Origin of the sequence: Streptomyces sp. AA4 (genome assembly GCF_000158875.1) — a bacterium.
In the GTDB taxonomy this organism is placed as follows: domain Bacteria; phylum Actinomycetota; class Actinomycetes; order Mycobacteriales; family Pseudonocardiaceae; genus Amycolatopsis.
This window is the reverse complement of the sequence record NZ_GG657746.1, coordinates 4,615,787-4,639,493: the sequence shown is the minus strand read 5'-3', so window position 1 is coordinate 4,639,493 and position 23,707 is coordinate 4,615,787. Positions and strand designations below refer to the sequence as shown.

The 23,707-nt window shown below is 70.9% G+C and carries 26 protein-coding genes; 19 read left to right on the top strand and 7 right to left on the bottom strand.

The window, feature by feature from the left end:
* Entirely contained in the window at window positions 1-477 is a 477-nt protein-coding gene (locus SSMG_RS21345) for a cupin domain-containing protein (protein ID WP_037714401.1), read from the top strand.
* A gap of 6 nt (window positions 478-483) precedes the next feature.
* On the opposite strand, the gene SSMG_RS21340 is transcribed toward SSMG_RS21345, so the two are convergent.
* From SSMG_RS21340 to SSMG_RS21330, 3 genes are all read right to left on the bottom strand, one after another.
* Window positions 484-1,725 (bottom strand): flavin-dependent oxidoreductase, encoded by a 1,242-nt coding sequence (locus tag SSMG_RS21340; RefSeq protein ID WP_009079351.1) that lies wholly within the window; start codon window positions 1,723-1,725, stop codon window positions 484-486.
* 341 nt (window positions 1,726-2,066) lie between these two features.
* A complete protein-coding gene (locus SSMG_RS21335) occupies window positions 2,067-2,498 on the bottom strand; it encodes an Hsp20/alpha crystallin family protein (RefSeq protein WP_009079349.1) in 432 nt (143 codons plus the stop codon).
* 346 nt (window positions 2,499-2,844) lie between these two features.
* Complete coding sequence (locus SSMG_RS21330; RefSeq protein WP_009079348.1) at window positions 2,845-3,141, bottom strand: hypothetical protein; 297 nt, start codon at window positions 3,139-3,141, stop codon at window positions 2,845-2,847.
* Window positions 3,142-3,273: 132 nt separating this feature from the next.
* Between SSMG_RS21330 and SSMG_RS21325 the strand changes: the two genes are divergently transcribed.
* Window positions 3,274-3,591, top strand: coding sequence for a helix-turn-helix domain-containing protein (locus SSMG_RS21325; RefSeq protein ID WP_037714399.1), 318 nt, complete (start codon window positions 3,274-3,276; stop codon window positions 3,589-3,591).
* Window positions 3,592-3,622: 31 nt separating this feature from the next.
* Window positions 3,623-4,519, top strand: a complete 897-nt coding sequence (locus tag SSMG_RS21320; protein ID WP_037714397.1) for an aminoglycoside phosphotransferase family protein — start codon at window positions 3,623-3,625, stop codon at window positions 4,517-4,519.
* Window positions 4,520-4,564: 45 nt separating this feature from the next.
* On the opposite strand, the gene SSMG_RS21315 is transcribed toward SSMG_RS21320, so the two are convergent.
* Together SSMG_RS21315 and SSMG_RS21310 are read right to left on the bottom strand one after the other, a co-directional pair.
* On the bottom strand, window positions 4,565-5,614 hold the full coding sequence (locus tag SSMG_RS21315; protein ID WP_009079342.1) for an LLM class F420-dependent oxidoreductase: 1,050 nt from the start codon (window positions 5,612-5,614) through the stop codon (window positions 4,565-4,567).
* Between the two features lie 126 nt (window positions 5,615-5,740).
* A complete protein-coding gene (locus SSMG_RS21310) occupies window positions 5,741-6,787 on the bottom strand; it encodes a helix-turn-helix domain-containing protein (RefSeq protein WP_037714394.1) in 1,047 nt (348 codons plus the stop codon).
* A 212-nt stretch (window positions 6,788-6,999) separates the two neighbouring features.
* On the opposite strand from SSMG_RS21310, the gene SSMG_RS21305 reads away from it, so the two are divergent.
* The 6 genes from SSMG_RS21305 to SSMG_RS21280 all read left to right on the top strand — a co-directional run bounded on the left by SSMG_RS21305 (window position 7,000) and on the right by SSMG_RS21280 (window position 12,829).
* Window positions 7,000-7,443 carry a cupin domain-containing protein gene (locus SSMG_RS21305; protein WP_009079338.1) on the top strand — a complete coding sequence of 148 codons (444 nt, stop codon included), beginning with the start codon at window positions 7,000-7,002 and terminating at the stop codon, window positions 7,441-7,443.
* Between the two features lie 24 nt (window positions 7,444-7,467).
* Complete coding sequence (locus SSMG_RS21300) at window positions 7,468-9,075, top strand: FAD-dependent monooxygenase (RefSeq protein ID WP_009079337.1); 1,608 nt, start codon at window positions 7,468-7,470, stop codon at window positions 9,073-9,075.
* Between the two features lie 27 nt (window positions 9,076-9,102).
* Window positions 9,103-9,513 carry a RidA family protein gene (locus SSMG_RS21295; protein ID WP_009079335.1) on the top strand — a complete coding sequence of 137 codons (411 nt, stop codon included), beginning with the start codon at window positions 9,103-9,105 and terminating at the stop codon, window positions 9,511-9,513.
* Window positions 9,514-9,517: 4 nt separating this feature from the next.
* Window positions 9,518-10,852, top strand: a complete 1,335-nt coding sequence (locus tag SSMG_RS21290; protein ID WP_009079333.1) for an MFS transporter — start codon at window positions 9,518-9,520, stop codon at window positions 10,850-10,852.
* Between the two features lie 26 nt (window positions 10,853-10,878).
* On the top strand, window positions 10,879-11,913 hold the full coding sequence (locus tag SSMG_RS21285) for an NAD(P)-dependent alcohol dehydrogenase (protein ID WP_009079331.1): 1,035 nt from the start codon (window positions 10,879-10,881) through the stop codon (window positions 11,911-11,913).
* A 67-nt stretch (window positions 11,914-11,980) separates the two neighbouring features.
* On the top strand, window positions 11,981-12,829 hold the full coding sequence (locus SSMG_RS21280; protein ID WP_009079329.1) for a fumarylacetoacetate hydrolase family protein: 849 nt from the start codon (window positions 11,981-11,983) through the stop codon (window positions 12,827-12,829).
* Window positions 12,830-12,943: 114 nt separating this feature from the next.
* Here SSMG_RS21280 and pdxS read toward each other — a convergent pair whose 3' ends face one another.
* Window positions 12,944-13,855 (bottom strand): pyridoxal 5'-phosphate synthase lyase subunit PdxS, encoded by a 912-nt coding sequence (gene pdxS, locus SSMG_RS21275; protein WP_009079327.1) that lies wholly within the window; start codon window positions 13,853-13,855, stop codon window positions 12,944-12,946.
* Window positions 13,856-14,256: 401 nt separating this feature from the next.
* Between pdxS and pdxT the strand changes: the two genes are divergently transcribed.
* The 3 genes from pdxT to SSMG_RS21260 all read left to right on the top strand — a co-directional run bounded on the left by pdxT (window position 14,257) and on the right by SSMG_RS21260 (window position 16,388).
* Window positions 14,257-14,892, top strand: a complete 636-nt coding sequence (gene pdxT, locus SSMG_RS21270; protein ID WP_009079325.1) for a pyridoxal 5'-phosphate synthase glutaminase subunit PdxT — start codon at window positions 14,257-14,259, stop codon at window positions 14,890-14,892.
* Between the two features lie 59 nt (window positions 14,893-14,951).
* The gene (locus SSMG_RS21265; protein WP_009079324.1) at window positions 14,952-15,707 is read left to right on the top strand and encodes a YebC/PmpR family DNA-binding transcriptional regulator; all 756 of its coding nucleotides are present in this window, start codon (window positions 14,952-14,954) and stop codon (window positions 15,705-15,707) included.
* A 168-nt stretch (window positions 15,708-15,875) separates the two neighbouring features.
* On the top strand, window positions 15,876-16,388 hold the full coding sequence (locus tag SSMG_RS21260) for a DUF4262 domain-containing protein (RefSeq protein ID WP_199785948.1): 513 nt from the start codon (window positions 15,876-15,878) through the stop codon (window positions 16,386-16,388).
* Between the two features lie 108 nt (window positions 16,389-16,496).
* Here the strand turns inward: SSMG_RS21260 and SSMG_RS21255 are convergent, their stop codons facing one another.
* Window positions 16,497-16,940 (bottom strand): cupin domain-containing protein, encoded by a 444-nt coding sequence (locus tag SSMG_RS21255; protein WP_009079321.1) that lies wholly within the window; start codon window positions 16,938-16,940, stop codon window positions 16,497-16,499.
* 133 nt (window positions 16,941-17,073) lie between these two features.
* Here SSMG_RS21255 and ruvC point away from each other — a divergent pair, with 133 nt between their 5' ends.
* From ruvC to SSMG_RS21220, 7 genes are all read left to right on the top strand, one after another.
* Window positions 17,074-17,676: a crossover junction endodeoxyribonuclease RuvC gene (ruvC, locus tag SSMG_RS21250; protein ID WP_009079320.1), complete on the top strand. Its 603-nt coding sequence runs from the start codon at window positions 17,074-17,076 to the stop codon at window positions 17,674-17,676.
* On the top strand, window positions 17,673-18,269 hold the full coding sequence (ruvA, locus tag SSMG_RS21245) for a Holliday junction branch migration protein RuvA (protein ID WP_009079318.1): 597 nt from the start codon (window positions 17,673-17,675) through the stop codon (window positions 18,267-18,269). The genes ruvC and ruvA overlap by 4 nt, the downstream gene beginning before the upstream one ends.
* 6 nt (window positions 18,270-18,275) lie before the next feature.
* The gene (gene ruvB / locus SSMG_RS21240) at window positions 18,276-19,364 is read left to right on the top strand and encodes a Holliday junction branch migration DNA helicase RuvB (RefSeq protein WP_050788240.1); all 1,089 of its coding nucleotides are present in this window, start codon (window positions 18,276-18,278) and stop codon (window positions 19,362-19,364) included.
* Between the two features lie 118 nt (window positions 19,365-19,482).
* Window positions 19,483-19,905 carry a preprotein translocase subunit YajC gene (gene yajC, locus SSMG_RS21235; protein WP_009079315.1) on the top strand — a complete coding sequence of 141 codons (423 nt, stop codon included), beginning with the start codon at window positions 19,483-19,485 and terminating at the stop codon, window positions 19,903-19,905.
* Window positions 19,906-20,121: 216 nt separating this feature from the next.
* Window positions 20,122-21,834 carry a protein translocase subunit SecD gene (gene secD, locus SSMG_RS21230; RefSeq protein WP_009079313.1) on the top strand — a complete coding sequence of 571 codons (1,713 nt, stop codon included), beginning with the start codon at window positions 20,122-20,124 and terminating at the stop codon, window positions 21,832-21,834.
* Window position 21,835: 1 nt separating this feature from the next.
* Window positions 21,836-23,077: a protein translocase subunit SecF gene (secF, locus tag SSMG_RS21225; RefSeq protein ID WP_009079311.1), complete on the top strand. Its 1,242-nt coding sequence runs from the start codon at window positions 21,836-21,838 to the stop codon at window positions 23,075-23,077.
* 5 nt (window positions 23,078-23,082) lie between these two features.
* A complete protein-coding gene (locus SSMG_RS21220) occupies window positions 23,083-23,601 on the top strand; it encodes an adenine phosphoribosyltransferase (protein WP_009079309.1) in 519 nt (172 codons plus the stop codon).
* Window positions 23,602-23,707 lie beyond the last annotated feature (106 nt).

The window sequence follows — 23,707 nt, the reverse complement described above, 5'->3', positions numbered from 1 at the left end:
ATGTCCGGCGAGGAAATCGTGCTCGGTCCCCTGCCCAAGGGGATCACGCCGGCCCGCGAGGGCATGCGGGGCAAGGTGTGGAACGTGCTCGGCCACACCTACTCGATGAAGGCGGCCAGCGAGTCGAGTTTCGCGTTTGAAACCCTCGACCCGCCCGGCACCGGGGTGCCCCCGCACGTCCATCCGACTCAGGACGAGCACATCTACATCCTGGAGGGCGTTTTCACGCTCTACCTCGACGGCCACTGGGAAACCGCCGGTCCCGGCGACACCGTGCGGATGCCGAAGGGGCTCCCGCACGCCTATTACAACCGCAGCGAGGGCATGACCCGGGGGCTGTTCTGGGTGAGCCCGGCCGGGAAGCTGGCGTCGCTGTTCGACAAACTGCACAACCTGACGGACCCGGCCGAGGTGGTCCGGGTGTCGGTACTGCACGACGTCGACTTCCTGCCGCCCGGTTCGGTGGAGGGAGCCTGAACCGGCTCAGGCGCGGTTCACCTGCTGCTGGGACGCGCCGGAAACCTGCGCGTAGCCGCTGACGATCGCCTCGAGCGTCGCCGCGTCGATGACGTCCTCGAGGCGGTCGAACCCGTCCGGCGCGCGCCGTTCGACCTCGTCGATGACGTTTTCCGGGCCGCCCAGGCGGTTGCGCAGCACGATCTCGCTGGTGGCCGCCAGCCGGTCGGTTTCGTACGCGCGCAGGGCCTCGGCGGGATCGGCGTGCCGGGCCAGGTGCGCGGCGAGGCTGGACGCGTCGAGGATCGCCTGGCCGGCGCCGTTGGACCCCATCGGGTACATCGGATGGGCGGCGTCGCCGAGCAGCGTCACGCGTCCGTGCGACCAGGCGGGCAGCGGATCGCGGTCGCACATCGGGAATTCGAAGATCTCCTCGGTGGCCTCGGCCAGCGCGACGTGGTCGACCGTCGGGCAGCGGAACCGCCCGACGTGCCGGGCCAGTTCGGATCGGTCGCCGGGCTTGGCCCAGTCCTGCCGCTCCGGGGGAGGGTCGCCGGGCTGCCCGGTGCGGATGCAGACGGCCCAGTTGGTCAGCCGGGTGCTTGCGGTCTTTCCTGGTCCGATCGGGTAAATCACCAGCTTGGCGTCGGTGCCGCCGGAAACGATCATCGAAGCGCCGCCGCCGAATTCCGGCCAGTCAGTGGCGCCGCGCCACATCAAGACGCCGTTCCAGCGCGGCGGTCCCTCCGCGGGGAACAGCAAGGACCGGGCAGCCGAGTGAATTCCGTCTGCCGCCACCAGAATGTCGGCGGGCACGGTGACCGCTTCGCCGCGATCCCGCTCGGCGAAGCGCACCCGGACGCCCCGCTCGTCCTGCTCGAACCCGGTCAGCCGGTGCCCGGTTCGGATCGCATCGGGACCGAGCCGGTCTTGGACGGCTTGCCGCAACATGTTCTGCAGTCTGCCCCGGTGCAAGCAGTACTGCGGGAGCGCGAATCCGGCGTCGAGCCCGCACGGCTTGTGGAGAATGACCTGCCCGAGCCGGTGGGTGTAGAACAGCTCGCGGGTGCGGATGCCGATCTCGTCCAGCTGGTCGAGCAACCCGAGCGCGGCGAGTTCCTTGACGGCGTGCGGCAATGCGTTGATCCCGACGCCGAGTTCGCCGATCCGGGTGCTCTGTTCGTACACCGTGGATTCGAGGCCTTCGCGGTGCAGCCACAGGGCCGCGGTCAGCCCGCCGATGCCCGCCCCGACGATGACGACCTTCACCCGGCGCCTCCCGTCCTCGGGTGTTCAGGGTGGCGGAACCCGGGGGTGGGGCGCTACCGCCGACCGGAGGCGGCCAAGGTTTTGGTTGCGCGGCCAGCGATGCGCCAATGCGCGTGGCAAGGACGGCTGACGATCGACGGTACCGTGGGATTGCCGCGCTCCAGCGGCCCGATAACCGCGGGCCGGCAATTCACTGGAAATGCCCCGTGCTTGTGTTGCCGAGGCGGTCACAGCCGGGGAAACCGTGAAGCTGCAAGCATTTCCGGCACACAACTCCGGCCAGCGCTGCCGGGCCGGAGAGGCGTGGCCCCGTCGCGGGGACGGGGCCGGATTCGGGACGGTCAGGCGCGGATCTGCTTGGTCTCGCCGCTGCCGCCGATGGCGATCTTGCGCGGCTTGGCCTGTTCGGCGATTGGCACTCGCAGGGTGAGCACGCCCGCGTCGTAGTCGGCTTTGATGCTGTCGGTGTCGAGCGTGTCGCCCAGGAACAGCTGGCGGGAGAAGACCCCGCGCGGCCGTTCGGAGACCTGGACCTCCGCGTCCTCGCCGTAGTCGGGCCTGCGCTCGGCCCGGACGGTCAGCACGTTGCGCTCGACGTCCAGGTCGATGGACTCCGGCGCGACGCCGGGCAGGTCGAACTGCACGACGTAGTCGTTGCCGGACCGGTAGGCGTCCATCGGCATCACCGCCGGACGGGTCGTGGTGCCGTTGCCGCCGAAGAACTGCTGGGTCAGCCGATCGAGCTCCCGGAACGGGTCAGTTCGCATCAACATGACCATGCGCCTCCCTTTCTCCTTCCCTGCCCGCCGTCGGGGCGGGCGCTCGCTTGGTCTCCACTCTGCTAACGACTCGCTCTGAAATCCTGTTCCCGTGACTGCAGATTTTCGCGATCCGCGGCTGCTGGATCGCCGGTCTTCGCGGAGATGCGGCCCCGCCGGACGCAGCGGCGGGGCCGGAACCAGTTCGGGTGAAAAGCAATCGTGATGAGTTGTCGGCAAGTCAGCGCTGCCGGTGCTCCGGGGCGGTCGCGGGGCCACGTCACGAGACGCGGTGCCGGGGCTGTGCGAGCCTCTCGGCCAACCGTGGTGGCAGACCTCCCCGTCCGGCCGCGGCGCGTTATCACCTCCCGAGCGATGTCACGGCTTTCGTGTCCTCGCTCGGCGGCGGAGGGGCGCGCTCCCGGTGCTCCGGCGGCCAAGCCCGCCACACGCTCGCCGCGACCCGTCGCGCAGCGGCGGTCTTCCCGGGGTCCAGCGGACGGGAATCGTTGGCGGGCACCGGCGGAAGCGCCGGGACGTCGCCGAAACCAGCGGACACGATCGCCTCGAACTCGGCGCGCAGCCAGGCCGGGTCGGCGCAGATCAGCTCCGCGAACTCGCGGGCGGTCGCGTCCTGGCGGCTGATGGTGTCCGGCATCGTCGATCACTCCCCGGCTACGTTCTTCTCGGCACCCAGGTCAGCTATCGCGTCTAGAAATTTCTATAGCGCGGACTGGAGATTGTGTCAAGCCTCGAGTCCAGATATCGTCTGTCCCAGACAGGAGGTTGCGTGACCGGACTCGAGAACCTCGACGACCAGGACTACCCGGCCTACACGACCGGGCAGGCCGCCGAGATGCTGGGCGTGCAGCAGGCTTTCCTGCGCAGCCTGGACACCGCCGCCGTGGTGCGGCCCGAACGCTCCGGCGGCGGGCATCGCCGCTACTCCCGCCGCCAGCTGACCCTCGTGCTGCGGCTGCGCGAACAGCTGGACGAGGGCCATTCCCTCGCGTCGGCGGCCCGGATCGTCGGCCTGGAAGACGAACTCGCCGACGCCCACGACATCATCACCGGCCTCCGCGCCCGGCTCGACGAACGCGACTGCTGACCCGGCGGCGGCCTCGGTACTGTCGTTTCCCGTGACCGGCACCGAAATCGTCCTCACCGCGGAGCTGGTCCGGGACCTGCTCCGGGAGCAGCATCCCGACCTCGCCGGTCTGGCGATCCGCGAGGTGGCGGGCGGCTGGGGCAACCAGATGTGGCGTCTCGGCGACGAGCTGGCCGTCCGCATGCAGCGCATGGACCCCACCTCGGCGCAGCAGTTCAAGGAGCGGAAGTGGCTGCCGGCCCTGGCTCCGCGCCTGCCGCTCCCGGTGCCGACGCCGGTGCGGCACGGCGAACCGTCCGAGCGTTTCCCCAAGCACTGGACCGTGATGACCTGGGTTCCTGGCGAACCGCTCGACCACGGCACGATCAGCCGCGGCACCCACGCGGCCGACACTCTCGCGGACTTCCTCCGCGCGCTCCACGTGGAAGCCCCCGCCGACGCGCCGATCGCCACGGACCGCGGGGCCCATCCCCGAGACTGCACCGGCGGCTTCGAGAAATTCCTCGAGGCGGTTGCTCTCGACGACCTCGCAGCCGACGTCCGGGCGGTCTGGGACGACGCCGTCGCGGCCCCCGCGTGGGAGAGCCCGCCGGTGTGGGTGCACGGCGACCTTCATCCTGCGAATGTCGTTGTCTCCCAAGGAACCCTGTCCGGCATCGTGGATTTCGGCGACCTGTTCGCCGGCGATCCGGCGTGGGATCTCGCCGCCGCCTGGGTGTTGCTGCCCGCGGGCACCGCCGCGCGGTTTTTCGAGAGTTACGCGCGGGCGGACGAGCCGGCGATCCGGCGCGCCCGCGGGCTGGCGGCGATGAAGAGTCTCTTCCTGATCCTCATGGGACAGAACGGGGACCGGGGATTGCCGGGCGGCAAACCGCACTGGGGACCCGCGGGCCGGGCGGCGCTGGATCGTGTCCTGAAAGGGCTGTGACGGGCCGGTCCGGCTGCGACAGCGGCACCCGAGGTCCATTGTGGATCAGTCCCCGACCCCGGACGCGGCAAGGGCTTCCGCCGCGACGCGCAAGGCGGCTTTGCTGGCTTCGGGATCGGGGTGCGTCGGCGAGAGCGCGAGCGTGGTGACCCCGGCTTCGGCGAGGGCGCGCATCCGGTCGGCGATCCGTTCCTTCGGGCCGAGAAGCGAGGTCGCGTCGAGGAAGTCCGCCGGGATCGCGGCCATCGCCCCGGCGTAGTCCATGGTCAGGTACCGGTCGCGGATCTCGTCCGCGGCGGCCGCGTAGCCCATGCGGGCGGCGAGATCGCGGTAGAAGTTCTTCTCGCGGCTGCCCGCTCCGCCGATGAACCCGGCGACGTAGGGCCGGGCGCAGTCGGCCGCCGCCCGCCAGTCGTCGCCGACCGCGAGCGGGGCGGTGGTCACCACGTCGAATCCGTCGAGCGTCGCACCGATCTTCGCGCGGCCGGCGCGGATCCGGTCGAGGGATTCGCGCCCGTGGCCGGGGGAAAAGAACAGGCCGAGCCAGCCGTCGGCGATTTCGCCGGTGAGTTCGAGGTTTTTCGGGCCGAGAGAAGCGAGGTAGAGCGGAATGTGCTCGCGAACGGGAGGCACGGCCAGCGGCAGCGCTTTGCCGGGACCGCCGGGGAGGGGAAGCTGGAAATGCGCGCCGTCGTGCCGGACCCGTTCGTAGCGCAGGGCTTTCCCGACGATGTCGACGTATTCGCGCGTGCGCTGCACGGGTTTCCCGAACGGGACGCCGTACCAGCCCTCGGACACCTGCGGGCCGGAAACGCCGAGTCCGAGCCGGAATCTGCCGCCGGACAGATTGTCGAGCGTCGCGGCGGTCATCGCGGTCATCGTCGGACGGCGGGCCGGGATCTGCAGGATCGCGCTGCCGAGATCGATTCGCTTGGTGCGCGCGGCGAGCCACCCCAGCACCGTCGCGGCATCCGACCCGTACGCCTCGGCCACCCACACGACCGAAAACCCGAGCCGGTCGGCTTCTCTGGCCAGTTCGAGATTCGTCGAGTCGTTTCCGGCGCCCCAATAACCGATGTTGAGTCCGATTTTCATGCGGCCGACGTTACCGTTGGTAATTGAGAGGATACCGGTCGTTCCCGGCGTTCAGGGGGTGCGGTAGGGGTGCCGTTCGTCCATTGTGGAGGTACGAGCCCGACGGGAAGCGTGCGCTGATCGGGCTCACTTCAAGCGATAGCGGCGGAGTCGCTGATACAGCGTGCCACGGGAGATGCCGAGCCGGGCCGCCGCCTCGGACTTGTTGCCGCCGCACTCGGCGAGCGTGTCGGTGATGACCCGTAGTTCGGCCTGTTCCAGCGGGCCTAGGCGGTCGGCGGGACCGGGCTTGAACGAGCCTCCGCCCAGAGCTGTCCCGCGCGTGAGCACGAGGACGACGCCGTCTTCGAGGCGGCCGGGGACGACGGGGTACAGGCGTGCGCGCAGGCCGTCGGGGAGCGCGATCTCGTTCGCCGACGGGCCGGCTTCCGTCACCGCGGCCCACAGGCCCGGCCGGTCCAGGCCCAGTTCGGCGGCGTCGTCCTCGACGATCATCGTCTGGCGGTCGAGGGTGACGACCGGGCCGGCCGCCGCCGAGCGCATCGACAGGTGCGCGTCGAGCATCCGCCGTTGCCGGACGGTCGCGGCCTCGTGCAGCGCGGCGGCGACCCCGTCGACCAGTGCCCGGACGGCGACCAGCAGCAGGTGGTTGGCGTCCGCGGCGGGGCAGGCGACGTTCACGATGCCCGCGACGCGCCGGGTGATCGGGTGGACCACCGGCGCGGCGACGCAGGCCCACGGGTGCCACGGCTGCTTGTAGTGCTCGGCGCCGATCACCACGGAGGGGTGGCGCGTGGTCGTGGCGACCCCGATGCCGTTGGTGCCCGCGCTGCGCTCGGCGATCTGGGAGCCGGGCTCGAACTCGATCCGGTCGAGCTCGCTCGTGAGCGTCCGCTCGGACTCCCAGCGCCAGGTCAGGATGCCGTCGGGATCGGCGAGGGCGAGCGAGGTGGAGCTGCCGGCCAGCAGGTCGGCCATGCCGAGCAGCACCGGCGCGGCGACGCGGACGAACGGGGAGCGCGGGTCGATCTCGCTGTGCGCCAGGTCCAGCCGGTCCGGGTCGACGCCGCTGCTGCGGGAGCGGCGCCACGACGCGACGATCTCCCGGCGGATCGAGGCCGGTGCTCCGGACTGGAACCTTTCCCAAGCCCGCTGCGTCTCCGTCGACCGCATCACGCCTCCTCGCCGCGCACGGGCGCCGCCGCGCTGAGCCGGGACGACGCCGTCGGCCGATTATGCCCGGGAGAGCGGGGAAAATCGCCGCCCGCTGTGCAAATTCTGCACACCCGCCTCGACCGGGGAGCCGTTCGCGGCGCACCGTTTCCCCAGCTTCACCGGCGGACCCGCTGATCGTCCGCCGCCGATCCGAGGAGGAATTGCGGCACATGGAATTCACGGTCGAATGGGACGGCGACGTCACCCTCGTGCACCCGGAGCGCGAGCAGCGAGCCAAGCAGGACGTCAACGCGCTCTTCGGGGTGAACGGGGTGACCACGCCGTCGAAGCACCTGTCGCTCCTGGTGACTTCGCTGCGGCCCGGCGAAAAGTCGAACGTCCACTACCACGTCGAGCACGAGTCGGCGCTGTACGGCATCCGCGGCAGCGTGCATTTCTTCTGGGGCAAGGAACTCGAGCACGACCTGGTCGTGGGCGTCGGCGATTTCCTGTACATCCCGCCGTTCTGCCCCCACGTGTCCTACAACCGCAGTCTCGCCGAGGACGCCGCGTTCGTCACTGCCCGCACCGACGCGTTCGAGCAGGAGCGCGTCGTGACGTTGCCGGAACTCGAGGACGACCGGTGCAAGCCCCGGGTGTCCTACGTCGACTGAGCCCCCTCGGAAAGGAAGATCCTGATGATCGACGTACCTGTTCTCGTGGCGGGGGGCGGACCGGTCGGCATGAGCCTCGCGCTGCTGCTGGACCGGTTCGGGGTGGAAAGCCTGCTCGTCGAGCGCCGGCCGGCCACGACCACGCACCCGAAAGCCCGGGGCTGTCACCCGCGCACGATGGAGTTGTTCCGGCAGTGGGGGATCGAGGACCGGGTGCGTCGTGCGGGTCTCCCGCCGGACGCGGACGTGGCCTGCTGGTGCGAGAGTCTCAACGGCCCCTTGGTGGCCTACACCGACCCCTGCCCGAGCCTGCACACCCCCGCGCCGAGGTCGATCGTGCCCCAGGACGCGGTGGAGGAGGCTCTGGACGACGCGCTGTCCGCCCGGCCGCGGGCCCAGGTGCGGCGCTCCGCCGAACTCGTGTCCCTCGCCCAGGACGCCGACGGCGTGACGGCGCGGGTGCGGCGGCTGCCCGACGGCGAGGAGTTCGAGGTCCGGGCGCGGTACGTCGTCGGGTGCGACGGCGCGAACAGCCGGGTGCGCGAGGCCGTCGGGATCCCGATGGACGGGCCGGAAACCCTGGCGCTGATGGCGAATCACTACTACCGCGCCGACCTCGGGCACCTGCCGCACGTCCGCAGCGCGATCGGGTTCCTGGTCCGGCCGCGCGACCGGAGCCGGCCCGACGTGAACGTCCTGGCCACCGGACCGGACGGCGACCGGTGGCTGGCGGTGCAGAAGCTGCGGGAAGGCGAGGAGCCGCTGTCCGAGGAACGCCTCGTCGAAGAAGTGCGGGAGCAGTGGGAGATGCCCGACCTGAAGGTCGAGCGGATCAACGTCATGAACTGGCGGATGAGCGCCCAGGTCGCGCAGCGGTTCCGCGAGGGAAGGGTGTTCCTCGCCGGGGACGCCGCCCACCGGTTCCCGACCGCGGGCGGCAACGGGCTGAACTCCGGCGTCCAGGACGTGCACAACCTCGCCTGGAAGCTCGCGACCGTGCTGTCCGGGCGGGCCGGGGACGTCCTGCTCGACACCTACGAGGACGAGCGCCGCCCGGTCGCGCAGTCCAACACCGACTTCGCTGTGCGCAACCAGACGCGGCTGGACGAGATGGACGAGGCCTTCCGGCGCCGCGAGGAGGAACCGCAGCGCTGGCGCGACCTGCTGATCGACATGAACAAGCAGCTGCACAGCGACGGCCACACGCTGGGATACGTCTACGCCCGCGGTGCGGTCGTCGACGACGGCTCGCCGATCCCGCCGTACGACTCGCAGCACTACTGGCCGACCGACCGGCCCGGCGCGAGGTTCCCGCACTTCTGGCTCGACGTCGAGAAGACGGAGTCGAGCATCGACTGGTTCGACACGATGTTCGTGCTGGTCTGCGGGCCGGACGCGGAGGAATGGGAGCGCGCGGGCCAGGACCTGGCGGCGGCGGCCGTCGTCCCGTTGCGGGTCAAGCGGTTGCCGCACCTGCTCGGGCCGCTGTCGATGGGCCGGGAAGGGGCGGTGCTCGTCCGCCCGGACGGACACGTCGCCTGGCGGGCGCGCCAGGCCGGGGACGGGGCCGAACTGTCCGCCGCGCTCGGCCGGATTCTCGCCGGCGGCGCCCACGCACCCGCCGCCGCCTGATCGACCTCGAAGGAGAAACGGACCACCATGACCATTGCGCCGAGCTATGAGAACCCGCCCGGAGTCGGGGCGCCGTTCAGCGCGTACTCCCACGTGTCCAGAGCGGGCGAGCTGATCTTCGTCGCCGGCCAGTGCGGCATCGCCGAGGACAATTCCGTGGCCGGGCCGGACGTGCGGACGCAGACGCTGCGCGCCTACGAGAACGTGCGCACGATCCTCGAGTCGCAGGGCGCCGCCTTCCGCGACGTCGTGCGGTTCGTGAGCTATCTGACCTCGCGTGCCCAGGTCGGCGACTTCTACGCGGCCCGCGAGGAGTACTTCGCCCGGCATTGCCCGCCGGGGGAGTATCCGCCGAACACGCTGCTGATCGTCCAGGGACTGGTGCGCGAAGACCTTCTGGTCGAGATCGACGCGACCGCCTGCCGGCCAGGGAGGTGAACGCATGTCCGTGCGGGATTCCATCGACCGGTCGGGGATGAGCCGGTTCCAGATCAGGGTCGTCGCGATCTGTCTCGTGATCAATCTCGTGGACGGTTTCGACGTCCTCGTGATGTCTTTCGCGGCGCCCGGCGTGGCGCACGAGTGGGCGCTCACCGATTCCCGGGTGGGAGTGCTGCTCAGCAGCGGCCTGGTGGGGATGGCGCTCGGCTCGGCCGTGCTCGCCCCGCTGGCCGACCGCGTCGGCCGGAGACCGCTCACACTGATCTGCCTGGCCTTGTGCACCGCCGGCATGGCGCTGGCCGCGCTCAGCACCGGTTTCGCGGTGCTCGCGGGATGCCGTCTCCTCACCGGGCTCGGCATCGGCGGCATGGTGGCCAGCCTGCCCGTGGTCATCTCGGAATACACGCCGCGGCGGCTGCGCGGAACGATGATCGCGCTGTACGGGATGGGGCTGCCCCTCGGCGGGGTGCTCGGCGGCGCGGTCGCCAAGCTCGTGGTCGCCGAATACGGCTGGCGCGCCACGTTCTTCGCGGGCGCCGTGCTCACCCTGGTCATGGTGTTCGCGGTCGCCGCCGCGATGCCGGAGTCGCTGGACTACCTGATCAGCCGCCGGCCCCGAAGCGCGCTGAGCAAGGTCAACCGGCTCCTGTCCAGGATGCGGCTGCCCGCGGTCGACGTTCTGCCCGGCCCCGAACCCGGCGAGGAACGGGTGCGGGTGACGACGCTGCTGACCAGGGACACGGCGCGCACCGTCCTGCTGTGGATCTCCTACTTCGTGATGATGGCGGGCTTCTACTTCGCGGCGAGCTGGACGCCGCTCCTGCTGCAGCAAAGCGGCTTCTCGGCCCAGGAGGGCATGAACGCCGGGCTCCTGCTCAACCTCGGCGGGATCGCGGGCACTCTGCTGTTCGGCTTGCTCGCCCTCAAGGCGCGGCTGCGGGTGCTGACGGTCGGGTGCTTCCTCGCGGCGGGAATGGCGTACCTGGCGATGAGCCTGTTCCTCGGTTCGGCCGCCGCCGCGCTGATCGCCGCGGTCGCGGTCGGGATGTTCATCAACGCCGCCGGCAACGGCCTCAACGGCATCGCGCCCGGTCTCTACGCCGCGCCGGTACGGGCCACCGGGGTCGGCTGGGCGATGGCCTTCGGCCGGGTCGGGGCCTTGACCGCGCCGATGCTCGCCGGGCTGCTGCTCGACCATTCCTGGTCGCCCCGCTCGCTCTTCGGGCTTCTCGTCGTGCCCCTCGCAGCGGCCGCCGTCGCCGTCTTCCTGATCACCGCGCCCAGTCGCCGGGCGCGGACGGCCGCGAAGGCCGATACCCCCGCCGCGCTGACCTGATCCGTCCGTCTCCGAGGAGGAAAAGCATGAAAGCCGTGCGCTTGCACGACTACCACAAGCCCCCTGTGGTGGAAGAAGTTCCCGAGCCGGTCCTGACCGGACCGCTGGACGTGATCGTGCGGATCGGCGGCGCCGGAGTGTGCCGGACCGACCTGCACATCATCGAGGGACAGTGGGCGGACGCGATGGGCCCGCGGCTGCCCTACACGCTGGGACACGAGAACGCGGGCTGGGTGCACGAGGTCGGCGCCGGGGTCGCCGGCTTCGAGGTCGGCGACGCGGTGATCCTGCACCCGCAGCCCTCCTGCGGGCTCTGCCCGGCCTGCCGGGAGGGCCGGGACATGGCCTGCGCGGCGGCCGCGTTCCCCGGGGTGTCCGACCACGACGGCGGCATGGCCGAATACCTGCGCACGACCGCGCGGGCGTGCGTCAAACTCGGCTCGGCCACCGACCCCGCCGACGTCGCCGCGCTGGCGGACGCGGGCCTCACCGCCTACCACGCGGTGCGCAAAGCGGTTCCGCTGCTGCCGCCCGGCAGCACGGCCGTCGTGCAGGGCGCCGGGGGCCTCGGCCACATCGGAATCCAGGTGCTCGCCGCGCTGACCGCCGCGAGGATCGTCGTGGTGGACCGGGACCGGGCCGCGCTCGCGCTCGCCGCCGGACTCGGCGCCGACGTCACGGTCCTGGCCGACGGCGACCAGGTGAGCGCGGTCCTGGACAGCACGGGCGGCCGCGGTGCCGAGGTCGTGTTCGACTTCGTCGCCGAGCAGGGCGCGGAGAACGACGCCTGGGACATGACCGCGGCAGGCGGTTCCCTGTATCTCGTCGGGTACGGCGGCGAGCTGCGGATCCCCACCGCGGCCGCCGTCGCGGGCGAGAAGAACGTCGTCGGCAACATGGTCGGCACCTACCGCGACCTGGTCGAACTCATGGTGCTCGCGGAAGCCGGGAAGGTGACCCTGCATACCCGCCGCTACCCCCTCGACGCGGCCGCCGAGGCGTTCGACGATCTGGCGCTGAACCGGATCAGGGGGCGGGCGATCCTGGTGCCGGGGACGTGACCGAGCCCGGCCGCCGTCGAGACCCCGCGCCCGGTCTGGCACCGGGCAGATGATCTGGAGGAACCGCATGCGTATCGGCAATCTCGGCGGGCGGGCGCACCTGGTGCGCGGAGACCTGGCGATCGACATCGCGAAGGCCAGCGCCGGGACCTTCGGACCGGAGCCCGGGAGCCTCTTCGCCCGCTGGCCGGAATTCCTGGAGTGGGCCGGCACCGCACCCGCCGACGCCGCCGTGCCCTACCGAGCCGAGGACCTGAGTGCCCCCATTCCCCGGCCGCGCCAGGTCTTCGCCGTCGGTCTCAACTACGCCGAGCACGCGGCGGAGACAGGCTTGCGCGCCGGCGGCGTGCCCTCGGTGTTCACGAAGTTCGCCGATTCGCTGACCGGCCCGCACGGCCGGATCAGGCTCAGCGGGCCGTCTGTCGACTGGGAGGTCGAACTGGTTTTCGTGATCGGGCGGGAGGCGCGTGACGTCGCCGAAGCGGATGCCTGGACGTACGTCGCGGGTCTTATGGTGGGGCAGGACTTCAGCGACCGCGACGTGCAGATGAGCGGCACGCCGCCGCAGTTCTCGCTCGGCAAGAGCTACCCGGGCTTCGGTCCCACCGGGCCCGTGCTGGTGACTCCGGACGAGATCGACCTTTCGGCGCCGCTGAGGCTGCGGTGCTGGGTCAACGACGAACTCGTCCAGGACGGGCACACCGGCCAGATGATCCTCCCCGTCGGCGCGCTGATCGAGCGGATCTCGGCGGTGTGCACGCTGCACCCCGGCGATCTCCTCTTCACCGGAACCCCCGCCGGAGTCGGCATGGGACGCACCCCGCCCCGGTACCTCGCTGCCGGCGACATCGTCCGCACCAGCATCGAGGGCATCGGCGAAATGCGGCACGTCTTCGTACCGAAGGACGCGGGGTAGCCCACGACGCCGACAGTGTCCAAAGTGGCCGGACGAGGAACCGCCGGACAGCGGGAACGGTGGAGGGCAGGGGCGCCCTCCACCGTTCCCGCGGGTAAAGAATGAAGCAGACGGTTACCAGCCGCGCTCAGCCAAGCGGTGCGGCTCAGGCACGTCCTCGACGTTGATGCCCACCATCGCCTCGCCCAGACCGCGCGACACCTTGGCCAGCACGTCCGGGTCGTCGTGGAACGTGGTCGCCTTCACGATCGCTTCCGCGCGCTGCGCCGGGTTGCCGGACTTGAAGATGCCCGAGCCCACGAACACGCCCTCGGCGCCCAGCTGCATCATCATCGCGGCGTCGGCCGGGGTGGCGATGCCGCCCGCGGTGAAGAGGACGACCGGCAGCTTCCCTGCTTCGGCGACCTCGCGGACCAGCTCGTACGGGGCCTGCAGTTCCTTGGCCGCGACGAACAGCTCGTCCTCGGGCAGCGACTGGAGGCGGCGGATCTCGGCGCGGATCTTGCGCATGTGCGTGGTCGCGTTCGAGACGTCGCCGGTGCCGGCCTCGCCCTTCGAACGGATCATCGCCGCGCCCTCGGTGATCCGGCGCAGCGCTTCGCCCAGGTTGGTCGCGCCGCAGACGAACGGCACGGTGAACGCCCACTTGTCGATGTGGTTGGCGTAGTCGGCGGGGGTGAGCACCTCGGACTCGTCGATGTAGTCGACGCCGAGCGACTGCAGCACCTGCGCCTCGACGAAGTGGCCGATCCGCGCCTTCGCCATGACCGGGATCGACACCGCTTCGATGATGCCGTCGATCAGGTCCGGGTCGCTCATCCGGGCGACGCCGCCCTGGGCGCGGATGTCCGCGGGGACGCGCTCCAGCGCCATGACGGCGACCGCGCCCGCGTCCTCGGCGATCTTGGCCTGGTCGGCGGTCACGACGTCCATGATCACGCCGCCCTTGAGCATCTCCGCCATGCCGCGCTTGACCTTCGCGGTGCCGGTGACGGTCTGGGGTTCGGCGTTCTGCTGCTGCGACACCTTGCGGGCCTTTCTCGGGGGAGCTGAAGTGGTCTTCTCCTCCAGCGTAAGACGGCGGTGGACCGCTGAGGCAGGCCATTGCGCGGCTATCTCGGAAGGCCACTTCACGTGCGGAGAGATCCGCTTGGGCTCGGTCACTTTTCCGGCGGGAAGCGTTGACCTGGGGCTTCCCGGGCGGCCTACCATGGGAGACGGGACCGGCCTTCCGAAAACCGGCGGTCCCGGTGCCAGTGGAGATCACCTTCGAGGTGGCCACTGGCGACAGATTTCAGCAGTCCACTTCACGTCGGTCCAGGACGGGCCGCCGGGCGGGCGGCGGCCCCGGTGCGGCCCGCCTGACCTGCCCGGTTGCGCTCGGAGCGGCCCCCCTAAGCTGATGTGAACGTCTCACGGGAGGTTCGGTGGCGACAGCTACGGGAGCACGGCCGGCGGTCGGCGTGCTCGCCCTGCAAGGCGCCGTGCGCGAGCACGTCGCGATGCTGGAGAGCGCGGGGGCCCGCGCGGTTCCGGTGCGCCGCCCCTCCGAGCTGTCCGAAGTGGACGGCCTGGTGCTGCCCGGCGGGGAGTCCACCACGATGTCGCGGCTGCTCGAGACCTTCGAGCTGCTCGAACCGCTGCGCGAGCGGATCGCCGGCGGCCTGCCGGCGTTCGGCTCGTGCGCCGGGATGATCCTGCTGGCCCGCCAGGTGCTCGACGGGCGCCCGGACCAGCAGCAGCTCGGCGGCCTCGACGTGGTCGTGCGGCGCAACGCGTTCGGCAGGCAGGTCGACTCCTTCGAGGCCGACCTCCCGTTCGCCGGCCTGCCCGGCGGGCCGCTGCACGCGGTGTTCATCCGGGCCCCGTGGGTCGAGAAGGCGGGGGACGGCGTCGAGGTGCTGGCCACCGTGCCGGACCCGGAGGACCCGCCGGAGGGGCCGAGGGCCGATAGGATCGTCGCCGTCCGGCAGGGGGCGGTGGTGGCCACGGCGTTCCACCCGGAGATTACCCGGGACGAGCGCGTGCACCGGCTGTTCGTCGAGCTCGTGCGGAAAGCCTGAGCAAGGATTGCGGCGGCCGCGCCGGGAGGCACGCGGCCGCGGGAACAGATGGAGGAAAGATGAGCGGCCACTCCAAGTGGGCCACGACGAAGCACAAGAAGGCGAACCTCGACGCCAAGCGGGGCAAGCTCTTCGCGCGGCTGATCAAGAACATCGAGGTCGCCGCCCGCACCGGGACCGGGGGAGGGGACCCGGACGGCAACCCCACGCTGTACGACGCCATCCAGAAGGCGAAGAAGAACTCCGTCCCGCAGGACAACATCGAGCGCGCGCGCAAGCGCGGCGCCGGCGAGGAAGCGGGCGGCGCGGACTGGCAGACCATCACGTACGAGGGCTACGGCCCCAACGGCGTCGCGGTGCTGATCGAATGCCTCACCGACAACAAGAACCGCGCCGCGATGGAGGTCCGCACCGCGCTCACGCGCAACAACGGCTCGCTCGCCGACCCGGGTTCGGTCGCCTACATGTTCAATCGCAAGGGCGTCGTGATCATGCCCAAGGGGGACGCGACCGAGGACGACGTCCTCATGGCGGTCCTCGACGCGGGCGCCGAGGAGGTCAACGACCTCGACGAGAACTTCGAGATCGTCTCCGAGGGCACCGACCTCGTCCCGGTCCGCAAGGCGCTGCAGGAGGCCGGGTTCGAGTACGAATCGGCCGAGCTGACCTTCCTCCCGTCGGTGAGCGTGCCGCTCGACGTCGAGGGCGCGAAGAAGGTCTTCAAGCTGATCGACGCGCTCGAGGACTGCGACGACGTGCAGAACGTCTACGCGAACTTCGACGTGTCGGACGAAGTCATGGCCGCGGTGGACTGATCCAATCGCGACACGACACGGCCGCGCCCCTGCCACTCCGGGGCGCGGCCGTTTTCGTCCGCGTTTCCCCTTGCCGCACAAGGGAAAACGCGAAAATCCTTGGGACGGGCGGAAAATGACCGGCGCGGGGACTGGGCTCGGGCGCGCGGGTGGGGCAGAATGTCGCCCGTGACGACCTCCGCCCTCACCGAGCAAGAGCAGAGCCTCATCTCCTGGATCGAAACCCAGGCGCGGGAACGGGGCAACGCGGTGATCGCCGTGCCCGCCGACGACCAAGGGGCCGGCTACTGCTTCACCGCGTGCGCGTGGGCGTTGCACAACGTGCCCGAGGCCGTCGTGATCGGACTGCCCGACCACATGGCCCCGGTGCTGCTCGACGCGTACGTCGACCGTTCCGCCAACGGCGAGATCTTCGAGGTCGGCAAACGCTACGAGGATTTCTTCGACGGCGCGCCGGTCGTCTTCGAACGCGTCGCGAAAGGCCACTACCCGGAGTATTTCGGGTCCGCGTTCCTCGTCTACCCGGACGGCGACTTCCCGGCGCTGCAGATGATCGTCGCGACGCCCGACGGGCACTTCCCGTGGCACGCCGACGCGCCCGAGGGCTTCGCCGAATGGCAGCCGGTGCTCACCGAAAGCGGCGACCCGGAGAGCTGGACGCCCGGCGTCGACGGCCCCTGACCGGCTAACCGCGGCCCGGTTTCGCGGTACGTGAGGGCCACCCTCATTGACTCTGATTCCCTCAGGGTTCCCCTCACGTACCTGAAGACCGAGTCTCCGGCACAGCGGCTAGCCCAGCGCGGCCAGATCGGAGGCGGCGTCCGGAAACCGCTCGGCCAGCGTCGCCGGGTCCGCGAACTCGACGCAGTCGTCGGTATAGGGCGGCACCACGACAGTCCCGAGCAGGCTCCACGCGCCCAGCGACACGGTCGCCTGCCACGTTCCCGCGGGCACGACCACCTGCGGGCGTTCCCCGGCGGCCACGTCGCTGCCCAGCACCGGGCGCGTCACCGTGCCGTCCGGATGGAGCAGAAGCATCCGGGCGGGCGAGCCCGCGTGGTGCACGAACACCTCGACCCGGTTGAGGCGATGCGGCGCGGAGACCTCCGGCGCGGTGAGCAGGTAATAGATCGCCGAACCCTCGTCCGCGCGCCAGCTCTGCGCGAACCGGCCGCCCTCCACCGGCAGCGGCGCCAAGCCCAGGTGCGCGACGTAATCCTCCGGTCCCGGCATGCCCCCATCGTGCTCGCGGAGCGGAGGCCGCGTCCACCTCGCCCGCCGTTTGCGCGTGTCCGTCCGCCGGGCCGCGCCCGCCGACCGTTAGCCTGCATCTCGAACTGATGTTCGCGCGGGCGAAGGAGAAACGGTGCGGGTGCTCGGGGTCGACCCCGGTCTGACCAGGTGCGGCCTCGGCGTGGTCGACGGCGGCAAGGGCCGGTCGGTGCGCCCGGTCGCGGTCGGGGTCGTGCGCACGCCCGCCGACCAGGACCTCGCGCAGCGGCTGCTCGGCGTCGCCGACGAGGTGGAGCGCTGGCTCGACCGGTACCGGCCCGAAGCGGTGGCCGTCGAGCGGGTGTTCGCGCAGCACAACGTCCGCACCGCGATGGGCACCGCGCAGGCGGGCGGGGTCGTCGCGCTGGCGGCGGCGCGGCGCGGGCTGCCGGTCGTCTTCCACACGCCCAGCGAGGTCAAGGCCGCGGTCACCGGGTCGGGCCGCGCGGACAAGGCACAGGTCACCACAATGGTGATGCGGCTGCTCGGGCTCGAGGTCAAACCGCACCCGGCGGACGCGGCCGACGCGCTCGCGCTCGCCATCTGCCACCTCTGGCGCGAGCCGATGCGGGTCCGGCTCGCCGAGGCCGAGGCCCGCGCGGCCGAACTGGTCCGCGCCCACAAGGCCCGGCTGGCGGCCGCGGCCAAGGCGGCCGGAACGACCACGAAGCGGAACGAAACAGGAGCACGACGATGATCTCCTCGGTACGCGGCGAAGTGCTGTCCGTCGGGCTCGACCACGTGGTGGTCGAGGTCGGCGGCGTCGGCCTCGCCGTGCAGGCCACCCCGGCGACGCTGGCCACGCTGCGCCGCGGCGAGCAGACGCGGCTGCACACCGCGCTGGTCGTGCGCGAGGACTCGCTGACCCTCTTCGGGTTCGCCGAGGAGGACGCGCGCGAGCTGTTCGGCCTGCTCCAGACCGTGTCCGGGATCGGGCCGCGGCTCGCGCTGGCGACGCTGGCCGTGCTGGAGCCGGACAAGCTGCGCGCGGCGCTCGTCGAAGGCAACATCACCGTGCTCACCCAGGTCCCCGGCATCGGCCGCAAGGGCGCCGAGCGGCTCAGCCTCGAACTGCGGGACAAGGTCACCGCGCTCGGCGGCGCCAGCGACGCCCCGGTGGTGACCGCGCCCGGCGCGCTGCGCGGCGAGGTCGTGGAAGCGCTGGCCGGGCTGGGCTTCCCGGCCAAACAGGCCGAGCAGGCGGTGGACAAGGTGCTGTCCGAGGGCGACGGGCACACCACGTCGTCGGTGCTGCGCGCGGCGCTGGCCGCGCTGGGCCGCAAGCGGTAGCCGCCGATGAACCACGAAGTGACCGAGTTCGACACCGGCGGGTACGAGGCGGGCGACGAAACGCTGTCCGCGCTCGCCCAGACCGGCGAACGCGACCTGGAAACGTCGCTCCGGCCGCGGAAACTGGACGAGTTCGTCGGCCAGGAACGCGTCCGTGAGCAGCTGGAACTGGTGCTGGAGAGCGCCCGGCGGCGCGACGTGCCGCCGGACCACGTGCTGCTGTCCGGCCCGCCCGGCCTCGGCAAGACGAGCATGGCGATGATCGTCGCGGCCGAACTGGGCGCGGCCATCCGGATCACGTCCGGGCCCGCCCTGGAACGCGCCGGCGACCTGGCCGCGATGCTGTCCAACCTCGCGCCCGGCGACGTGCTGTTCATCGACGAGATCCACCGCATCGCCCGGCCCGCCGAGGAAATGCTGTACCTCGCGATGGAGGACTTCCGGGTCGACGTCGTCGTCGGCAAGGGACCGGGCGCGACCAGCATCCCGCTCGAGATCGCGCCGTTCACGCTGGTCGGGGCCACCACCCGGTCCGGTTCGCTGACCGGGCCGCTGCGCGACCGGTTCGGCTTCACCGGCCAGATGGAGTTCTACTCCGCGGCCGAGCTGGAGCTGGTCGTCCGCCGCGCCGCGACCATCCTCGGCATAGAGATCGACCGCGACGGCTGCGCCGAGATCGCCGGCCGTTCGCGCGGCACCCCGCGCATCGCCAACCGGCTGCTGCGCCGGGTCCGCGACTACGCCGAGGTGCGCGCCGACGGCAAGGTGACCCTGGAGGTCGCGCAGGCCGCGCTGAAGGTCTACGACGTCGACGAGCTGGGCCTGGACCGGCTCGACCGGGCCGTGCTCGGCGCGCTGACCCGCTCGTTCGGCGGGGGACCGGTGGGCATCTCGACGCTCGCGGTCGCCGTCGGCGAGGAGGCCACGACGGTCGAGGAGGTGTGCGAGCCCTACCTGGTCCGGGCCGGTATGCTCGCCCGCACTCCGCGCGGCCGGGTCGCGACCGCGGCCGCGTGGCACCACCTCGGACTCGTGCCGCCCCCGGAAGCGGGACGGCCCGACCCGGGCGGTCCGACGCTGTTCGACCAGGCCTGACAAGGGCGGACAGCGGCCCGGGTGGTGGCGTTTCCGCCGGTACCTGGCACACTCGAACACAGCACATCCGTCGAAACCGGACGCGGGCAGCCGAGAAAGGCGTCCGTCGAGGAGAGTCATGAACCAGTTACTGCTGCCGTTGCTGCTGCTGCTCGTAGTGGCCGTGCCGCTCGTCATGGGCACCCGCAAGCAGAAGAAGCAGCAGGCGGCTCAGCAGGAGATGCAGAACAGCATCGCCCCGGGCGACCGCGTGATGACCACGTCGGGCCTGTACGGCACGGTCGCCGACACGAGCAGCGAGACCACGATCGACATCGAGATCGCGCCGGGCGTCGTCACCACCTGGCTGCGCCTCGCGGTCCGCGAGAAGGTCGAGCCGGTCGTCGAGACCGAGGAGAACGAGGACCCGGCCGACGTCGCGGGCGTCGAGTCGGCCCTGGCCGCTTCTTCGGAGGCCCCGGCCCAGGAGTCGATCTCCGCCGAGGAGAAGCAGACCTCCGGTGCGCAGGTGGCGCCCCCGCTCGAGCACGGGAAGAAGTAGCCTCCGCACTTCCGCGGGCAGTGATCCGCCCACAGCCTACGAAAGTCGGTACGGGCGAACGGCGGGCTCACGCAGCACCGAGTACTGTCTCGGTGCTGCGTGCGTGTCCGCCGTCATAGTTCACGACCAGCCGCGTCCGGGGGCCCCTTCCGGCTCGCGCACCCGAACCACTCGGGGTCCATCCAGTCCGTGCCAGTTCGAGGAGACCGAAGCACAGTGGCACCATCGGCCGGGCATCTCCGCCCGGGACGCTATCTCGCCTTCTTCGCCCTGATCGTGGTCGTGCTGTACGCCTTGGTGTTCTTCACCGGCAGCGGCAAAGCGACGCCGAAACTCGGCATCGACCTGCAGGGCGGCACCCGGGTCACGCTCACCGCGCGGACGCCCGACGGGGGCCAGCCCACCCGCGATTCGCTGAACCAGGCGCGCCAGATCATCGAGACCCGCGTCAACGGGATCGGCGTCGGCGGCACCGAGGTGGTGCTCGACGGCAACAACATCGTGATCACCGTGCCGGGCGAGCAGGGCGACGAGGCGAAGAACCTGGGCCGGACCGCCAAGCTCGGGATCCGCGAGGTCATCACCTCGGTCCCGAACACCCCGGCCGCGCCACCTTCGGCTCCCGCTTCCGGCGCCCCGAGCGCCCCGGCGACCGCGCCGAGCAAGCCCGCCGGCGGCGGGGGAGCGGCGGGCGCCCCGGCGCAGCAGCCGCCGAGCACGACCCCCTCGGCCCCGGCCAGCGGACAGAACGCGGGCAAGAACCCGATCGAGGAAGCCCGCGCCGTGCGCCAGGCTCCCGCGCTGCTGCCGAAGGACCCGAAGAACCAGCAGGAGGCCGCCGCCGCGCAGGCCGCGCAGCAGAAGGCGCTCGCCGCGCTCACCTGCGCGCCGAACGTCGCGGACCCGCTGGAGGGCAACGACCTGCCCAACCAGCCGCTCGTCACCTGCGGCGACAAGAACGCCACCAAGTACGTGCTCGGCCCGGAGATCATCCCCGGCACCGAGATCGCGAACGCCAACTCCGGCTACGACCAGCAGCGCGGCCAGTGGATCGTCGACCTGAGCTTCAAGAGCGCGGGCGGCAAGACCTGGGGCGACTTCACGTCGGCCAACATCGGCAAGCAGGCGGCGTTCGTGCTCGACACGGACGTGGTGTCCGCGCCGACCGTGCAGAACGCCATCCTCGGCGGCAACACGCAGATCACCGGCAAGTTCACCCAGACCGACGCGAAGAACCTGGCGGACATCCTCAAGTACGGTTCGCTGCCGCTGTCGTTCGATTCGTCCGACGCCACCACGGTGTCCGCGACGCTGGGCTACGCCTCGCTGCAGGCGGGCCTGATCGCCGGCGCGATCGGCCTCGCGGTCGTGTTCGTGTACTGCCTGTTCTACTACCGGCTGCTCGGCATCCTGACGATCTGGTCGCTGGTGCTGTCCGGCCTGCTCGTCTACGCGGTGCTGGTGCTGCTCGGCCGCTGGATCGGGTACACGCTCGACCTCGCGGGCGTCGCCGGCCTGATCATCGCGATCGGCATCACGGCGGACTCGTTCGTCATCTACTTCGAACGATTGAAGGACGAGATCCGGGAGGGCCGGACGTTCCGGTCCGCGGTGCCGCGCGGCTGGGCGCGGGCGAGGCGCACGATCCTGGCCTCGGACGCGGTCAGCTTCCTCGCCGCCGCGATCCTGTACATCATCGCGGTCGGCGACGTGCAGGGCTTCGCGTTCACCCTCGGCATGTCGACGGTGCTCGACCTGGTGGTCGTCTACCTGGTCACGCATCCGCTCGTGGCGATGGTGTCGACCTCGAAGTCGAAGTTCCTGTCCAATCCCCGGAATCTCGGCCTCGGCGCCGTCCAGAAGCTCGGCTCGCAGCGCAAGTCCACGCGCCCCGCTCCCGGCCGTCGCGCGAACGTGAAGGAGGCCTGACGTGAGCGACGAAACCGCAGGCGTGACGTCGGACAGCCCGGAGGGCTCGAACGGCTCGGGCAGCACCGCTGCCACCGCGGCCAAGCCCGGCAAGAAGGAAAGCTTCTTCCACCGGCTCTACGTCGGCACCGGCGCGGTCGACATCGTCGGCTCGCGCAAGCGCTGGTACATCTTCTTCGCGCTGCTGCTCCTGGTGTGCATCGGCTCGATGGTCTTCCGCGGCTTCAACGTGGGCATCGAGTTCGAGGGCGGCACGCAGATCCAGCTGCCCGCGCACGGTTCGCACGGCCAGATCACCCAGGACCAGGTGATCAAGTCGTTCAACACCGCGCTGGGCGAGGCTCCGGCGGAGACGCAGACGGTCGGCACCGGCAACGCGGCGACGATCCAGACCCGCTCCGAAACGCTGACCGCGGACCAGGTCGCGAAGGTCAAGAAGCAGATCTTCGAGGACCTGGGCCCGATCGGCAGCAACGGCAAGTCCAGCGAACAGGCGATCAGCGACAGCGCGGTGAGCGCTTCGTGGGGCGACGAGATCTCGCGCCAGGCCCTGATCGCGCTCGCCGTGTTCCTGGTCGCCGTCGTGATCTTCCTGGCGATCTACTTCGACACCCGGATGGCGTTCGCGGCGCTCATCTCGCTGCTGCACGACATCGTGGTCACCGCGGGCGTGTATTCGCTCGTGGGCTTCGAGGTCACGCCCGCGACGGTGATCGGCCTGCTGACGATTCTCGGGTTCTCGCTGTACGACACCGTGGTGGTGTTCGACAAGGTCCGGGAGAACACCCGCGGCCTGCTCGGCCTCTCGCGGCGCACGTACGCGGAGGCGGCGAACCTGGCGCTGAACCAGACCCTGATGCGGTCGTTCAACACCGCGTTCATCGCCCTGCTGCCGATCCTGGGCCTGCTGATCGTCGGCTACGTCCTGCTCGGCTCGGGCACGCTGCAGGACCTGGCGCTGGTGCAGCTCACCGGTACGTTGGTGGGCGTCCTGTCGTCGGTCGCGCTGGCGACGCCGCTGCTGGTCGACTTCAAGATGCGCGACCCGCAGTACCGGCAGCAGGCCGAGCGAGTGGCGGCCCGCCGCGCGAAGGCCGCGAAGCGCGAAGCGGACGACGACTTCGACGCCAACGACGAGGAGCAGCTGGCCGCCGAACTCCGCAAGGAAAAGGCCATGGCCGCCGCGGCCGGCGTCCCGGCCCGGCACCCGAAGCAGCGTCCGTCGGGGAAGAAGAAGCGCTGACCCCGATGAAGCTCGACGAGGCACTGGACCTGATCGCCGAGGTCCCGGACTTCCCGGAACCCGGCGTCCTGTTCCGCGACCTGAGCCCGCTGTTCGCCGACGGCCCCGGCTTCGCCGCGGTCGCCGACGCTCTGGCAGCCACCCTCGACCCGGCCGCCGACCTGGTGGCCGGAGTCGAGGCCCGCGGCTTCCTCTTGGCCGCGGCCGTCGGCTACTCCCGCGGCATGGGCGTGGTGCTGGTCCGAAAGCCCGGCAAACTCCCGTCAGTCGCCGGACGCGTGGACTACTCGCTGGAATACGGCACCGCAAGCGTCGAACTCCCCGCAGGCGTAGTGAAAACGGGCCAGCGAATCGCGGTAATGGACGACGTCCTGGCCACCGGCGGCACCGTGGCAGCCACCGCGAAACTCCTGGAAGACGCAGGCGCAACAGTCACCGGAGTATCAGTAGTACTGGAACTGGCCGCCCTCAACGGACGCTCCACCCTGGACGGCCGCACAGTCCAAGCACTACGCACCGTCTAACCCACCAGACGCGTTCCCCTCACGGCTTGAAACCGCACCGCCGCACCCAGCCAGCGTGGCACCCAGCCCTCCCCCCAACCCCGATACGAAGCCTCCCTGCGGTTCG